Annotated in this window: 5 protein-coding genes; 3 read left to right on the plus strand and 2 right to left on the minus strand. The window is 72.0% G+C overall.

The genetic code is table 11. The features are described 5' to 3' along the window. Positions 1 to 156 precede the first annotated feature (156 nt). Entirely contained in the window at positions 157 to 1,167 is a 1,011-nt protein-coding gene (locus ACA514_RS48170) for an RNA polymerase sigma factor RpoD/SigA (protein WP_375048278.1), read from the minus strand. A 131-nt stretch (positions 1,168 to 1,298) separates the two neighbouring features. Between ACA514_RS48170 and trxA the strand changes: the two genes are divergently transcribed. Beyond that, positions 1,299 to 1,652: a thioredoxin gene (gene trxA / locus ACA514_RS48175; protein WP_375048279.1), complete on the plus strand. Its 354-nt coding sequence runs from the start codon at positions 1,299 to 1,301 to the stop codon at positions 1,650 to 1,652. A 132-nt stretch (positions 1,653 to 1,784) separates the two neighbouring features. Next, positions 1,785 to 2,624 carry a putative RNA methyltransferase gene (locus tag ACA514_RS48180; RefSeq protein ID WP_375048280.1) on the plus strand — a complete coding sequence of 280 codons (840 nt, stop codon included), beginning with the start codon at positions 1,785 to 1,787 and terminating at the stop codon, positions 2,622 to 2,624. Here ACA514_RS48180 and ACA514_RS48185 read toward each other — a convergent pair. Then, positions 2,562 to 3,335 (minus strand): hypothetical protein, encoded by a 774-nt coding sequence (locus ACA514_RS48185; protein ID WP_375048281.1) that lies wholly within the window; start codon positions 3,333 to 3,335, stop codon positions 2,562 to 2,564. The genes ACA514_RS48180 and ACA514_RS48185 overlap by 63 nt on opposite strands. A 447-nt stretch (positions 3,336 to 3,782) precedes the next feature. Here ACA514_RS48185 and ACA514_RS48190 point away from each other — a divergent pair. Beyond that, the coding region (locus ACA514_RS48190) for a hypothetical protein (RefSeq protein WP_375048282.1) at positions 3,783 to 4,030 on the plus strand (248 nt) is incomplete at its 3' end.

The raw sequence follows: 4,030 nt of genomic DNA on the forward strand, positions 1-4,030 counted from the left end.
CGCGCCGTCGGGGACGGGTGGGGGGCTCTGTGGGGATTCCTCCCGCGGGTGGGCGGGGCCGGTCCGCCACCGGCGCCCAGCAGAAAGCCGGCCGGGCGGCCCGGGGGCCGCCCGGCCGGCGAAAGTTACGCCCTGCGGTCGTGTCGGTTCAAATGGTCATGCCGCGCGGAATCCGGCGGTGGCCCGGACGGGTTCCTGCGCCGGAGCCGGCGCGCCCGCCAGCGCCCGGCGGCCGCTCAGGTCCGTCTCGGTCGCCAGCTGGCGCAGCCGCCGCAGCGAACGGTCGGTGATCTGCCGCACCCGGTTGTGACTGAGGCCGTACCTGGCGCCGATCTGCGCGTAGGACAGCGGCTGGCCGCTGTCCATCCCGAACCGGGCCCGCAGGATCGCCGACTCCCGCTCGGGCAGCCGGTCCAGCAGCCGGCCGAGCCCCTCCAGGTCGTCCAGCGCCAGGATCTCCGCCTCGGGCGTCACGGCGTCCGGATCCTCCAGCAGGTCGCCCATCGGCGTCTCCCCGGCGTCGTCGACCGTCGCGTCGAGGCTCGCCGGATCGCGCCGCCAGCGCAGCAGCTCGTCGACGTGCTCGGGCTCCGCGCCGAGCGTGCCGGCGAGCTCCTCACGGGTCGGCTCGCGGCCCAGCTCGCGGCCGAGCTGGCGCTCGGCGCGCCGCAACCGGGAAAGCTCCTCCTCCACGTGGACCGGCAGCCGGATCGTGCGGGCGGTGTGGCTGAGCCCGCGCCCGATCGCCTGCCTGATCCACCACGTCGCGTACGTGGAGAACTTGAAGCCGCGCCGGTAGTCAAATTTCTCCACCGCGCGCATCAGCCCCAGGTTCCCCTCCTGAATGAGGTCAATGAGGGGCAACGAATCGGTCGGGTACTTCCGGGCGATCGAGACGACCAGCCGCAGGTTGGCCTCGACGAAGCGCTGCTTTGCGCGCAGCCCCGCCGCGACCAGCTCCTCCAGCTCCCCACGGGACGCGCCCTCCGGCGTGCGCCCCTCCTCGAGAAGCTGTTCGGCGTACAGGCCCCCTTCGATCGCCTTGGCCAGATCGACCTCCTCCTGCGCGTCGAGCAGGGGAGTACGGCCGATCCGGTCGAGGTACGCTCCGACAAGATCCTTGTCGGGGACGTCGACCCTGTCGCCCTTGGTACGGGTTGCAGCCATCCTGACCCTTCTCCGGTGCGATCTCCCTATGAGGTCAACGCTAATTACCGTCCTGTGATTCCCGGGTGGGGAATACTGCGAGGCTGTCAGCCGCTCTACCGTCCTGATACCCCGGCAGAGGAGAAACCGACATGGCGACCGTCACACTCACCGCCGAGAACTTCGATGAGGTGGCACAGGGAGACGGCATCGTGCTGGTCGACTTCTGGGCGGAGTGGTGCGGGCCGTGCAAGCGGTTCGCGCCCGTCTTCGAGAAGTCCTCGGGCAAGCACGACGACATCGTCTTCGGCAAGGTCGACACCGAGGCCCAGCCCGAACTGTCCGAGCGGTTCGGGATCGCCTCGATCCCGACACTGATGGCGATCCGCGACGGCGTGATCGTCTTCGCCGAGCCGGGGGCGCTGCCGGAGCCGGTGCTGGAGAACGTGATCGAGCAGGTCCGCGCCCTCGACATGGAGGACGTCCAGCGCCGCGCCGAGACCTGAGCCCCCGTCACCGGGGGCCGCGCGCCGGGCGGGTTGCGGGCTGGGGACGCGCGGCCGTCACCGGCGCGGCGGGATGGCAAAGATGCGGCCCGAGGCGCCCGCCGCGGGCCGCCGATGCACGATGATGGACGGATGCTCGCCGATGTCGTCCCGTACCTGGTGTGCCCCGTCTGCGGAGGGGATCTGGCGTTGGCGGAGCGGGGCCTGCTCTGCCCGTCCGGGCATGCGTTCGACATCGCGCGGCAGGGCTATGCGAACCTCCTGCCCGGCAACGCCCGTCCCGGCACGGCCGACACGCCCGAGATGGTGCGCGCCCGCGCCGCGTTCCTCGGCGCCGGCCATTTCGAGGCGCCCGCCGAGCGTCTCGCCGCCGGCGTCGCCCGGACCCTGGACGGGCGCGCCCTGGTCCTCGACGCGGGCGCCGGCACCGGCCATTACCTGAGCCGGATCCTGGACCGCTCGCCGGACGCGCTGGGGCTCGCCCTGGACATCTCCAAGCACGCCGCCCGCCGCGCGGCGAAGGCGCATCCCCGCGCCGGGGCCGTCGTCGCGGACCTGTGGCGTCCGCTCCCGGTCCGGGACGGTGCCGCGGCGACGGTCGTGAACGTGTTCGCCCCCCGGAACGCCGCCGAGTTCCACCGGGTGCTGAGCCCTGAAGGGTCCCTCTTCACCGTGACGCCGTCGCCGGGGCATCTCGGCGCGCTCGTGGAGTCGCTGGGGCTGCTGTCGATCGACGAACGCAAGACCGAGCGGATGGACACGGCACTGTCCGGCTACTTCAAGTTCGATTCACGGCAGCGGATCGAGGGTGAGGCCGTCCTCTCCCATGAGGAGGTCGCGACTCTCGTGGGAATGGGACCCAGTGCGCACCACGTCCCGGCGGAACGGCTGTGGGACCGTCTCCGGCCGCTACCCGACCCGCTGCCAGTTCCCTTGTCCTTCGTGCTGTCGCTCTACCGCCGGCTCGAGTAGCCGCCGGCGGGACCGCGCCGGGACGTCCTGGACGAGTTCGAGCAGCGCCTGCGGCACGTCGCCGGGCGCGGTCACATCGCGCACTCCGGGGACGCCCGCCGCCTCGAAACTGAACGAGGCCGACACGGACCGGGCCGTACCGCTGAGCAGCACCCGCTGGAGGGCCTGCCCCGCCCGCAGCCACGCCGCGCGGGAGTCGCCGGCGGTGGTCAGGACAGCGCGCTGTGCGACGCCGCCAGGGCGCGGCGGCAGGGGATGAAGCGCCGCCCCCTCCAGCCGGGCCGCCTCGTGGAGCTCGTTGAAGACGTGCATCGACGGGCGCGTGCCGGACGGTGACGGCACGGTGGGGGAGGGGCGCAGCGTGGCCGCGCAGAGGAGCCGCTCCTCGCGCGTCACGCGATGCCGTCCCGCGAGCCGGACGGTGGCGAGGAGGGCGGGCCGTTCCGCGTCGGGCAGCAGCCGCACCACGGCCTCGTGCCCGAGCTGGGCGGCGGTCAGCCGCAGGTTCACCAGCGCGGCGCCGCTGGCCAGATGCAGCCCGCGGCCCGCGGGGTCGCGCAGCGGCCGGAACCTGTCCGGGTCGGCGTGCAGTTCGATGAGCCCGGCCACGACCTTGAACCGCCAAGCGTGCACGTCGTGGACCGTCGGCCCCATCGTCGCGGCGACCACCAGGCGCTCCGCGGAGGCGCCGACGGTTGCGGGGACACTCACGAGCGTTCCTCCTGACCTCGGCCGGCGTCGGGGACCGGCCGCGAACGGGGAGCCCGCCGCCGCTGCGCCGGAGCGGGCTCCGGCCCGCAGGCGACGCGGGTCTGCGAACGGTACCGCAGTGTGACCCGGCCCACGAGACCCGTGAAAAGGGAGGTCATCGGGTCTGCCGACGGCACTCGGGAGTCAGGGGGAAGGGCCATGGCGGCATCCTGATTTGACGCTTCACCGGACGGCTTCTAATGTCACTTCCGCCCCAAGGGATGCGGGACGCCGAGAGGCGGACGGCCCGGGGGACCAGGCTTCGGAAAACGGTTCGGGCAGCGCCCGGGCTGGGGTACGATGGCTGGACCAGCCCGGGACGGGATGCAGGACGCCGCAAGGCGGCCGGCCCGAAGGGCACCTCCACCGAACGATCACGACAGGTCACAGGCCTGTCCGATCCGGCACGTGGAGAACCAGGAACTTCTCTCGATCGTCGAAAAGATCTTCACGGATCGGCTTGACAACGAGGATGGCTCTGGTAAGTTAGCAGGGTTGCCCCGGAGCGGGGCTCGCGAAAGCGGGTCCGGCGCGGTGGGTGTCCGTTTCTTGAGAACTCAACAGCGTGTTAAAAGCCAGTGCCTTTATCGGTCCGGCCGGTTGGCCGGATCGCCCCGTGCCGTCTCTTCGGAGATGGTGGGGATTTCTTTGAGGCA

Origin of the sequence: Actinomadura sp. NTSP31, assembly GCF_041951385.1 — a bacterium.
In the GTDB taxonomy this organism is placed as follows: domain Bacteria; phylum Actinomycetota; class Actinomycetes; order Streptosporangiales; family Streptosporangiaceae; genus Spirillospora; species Spirillospora napierensis.

Excerpts from the sequence above, each read along its gene's own strand:
- ACA514_RS48180 (WP_375048280.1), top strand. The coding sequence starts at position 1,785 with ATGCTCGCCGATGTCGTCCCGTACCTGGTGTGCCCCGTCTGCGGAGGG.
- ACA514_RS48170 (WP_375048278.1), bottom strand. The coding sequence starts at position 1,167 with ATGGCTGCAACCCGTACCAAGGGCGACAGGGTCGACGTCCCCGACAAG.
- trxA (WP_375048279.1), top strand. The coding sequence starts at position 1,299 with ATGGCGACCGTCACACTCACCGCCGAGAACTTCGATGAGGTGGCACAG.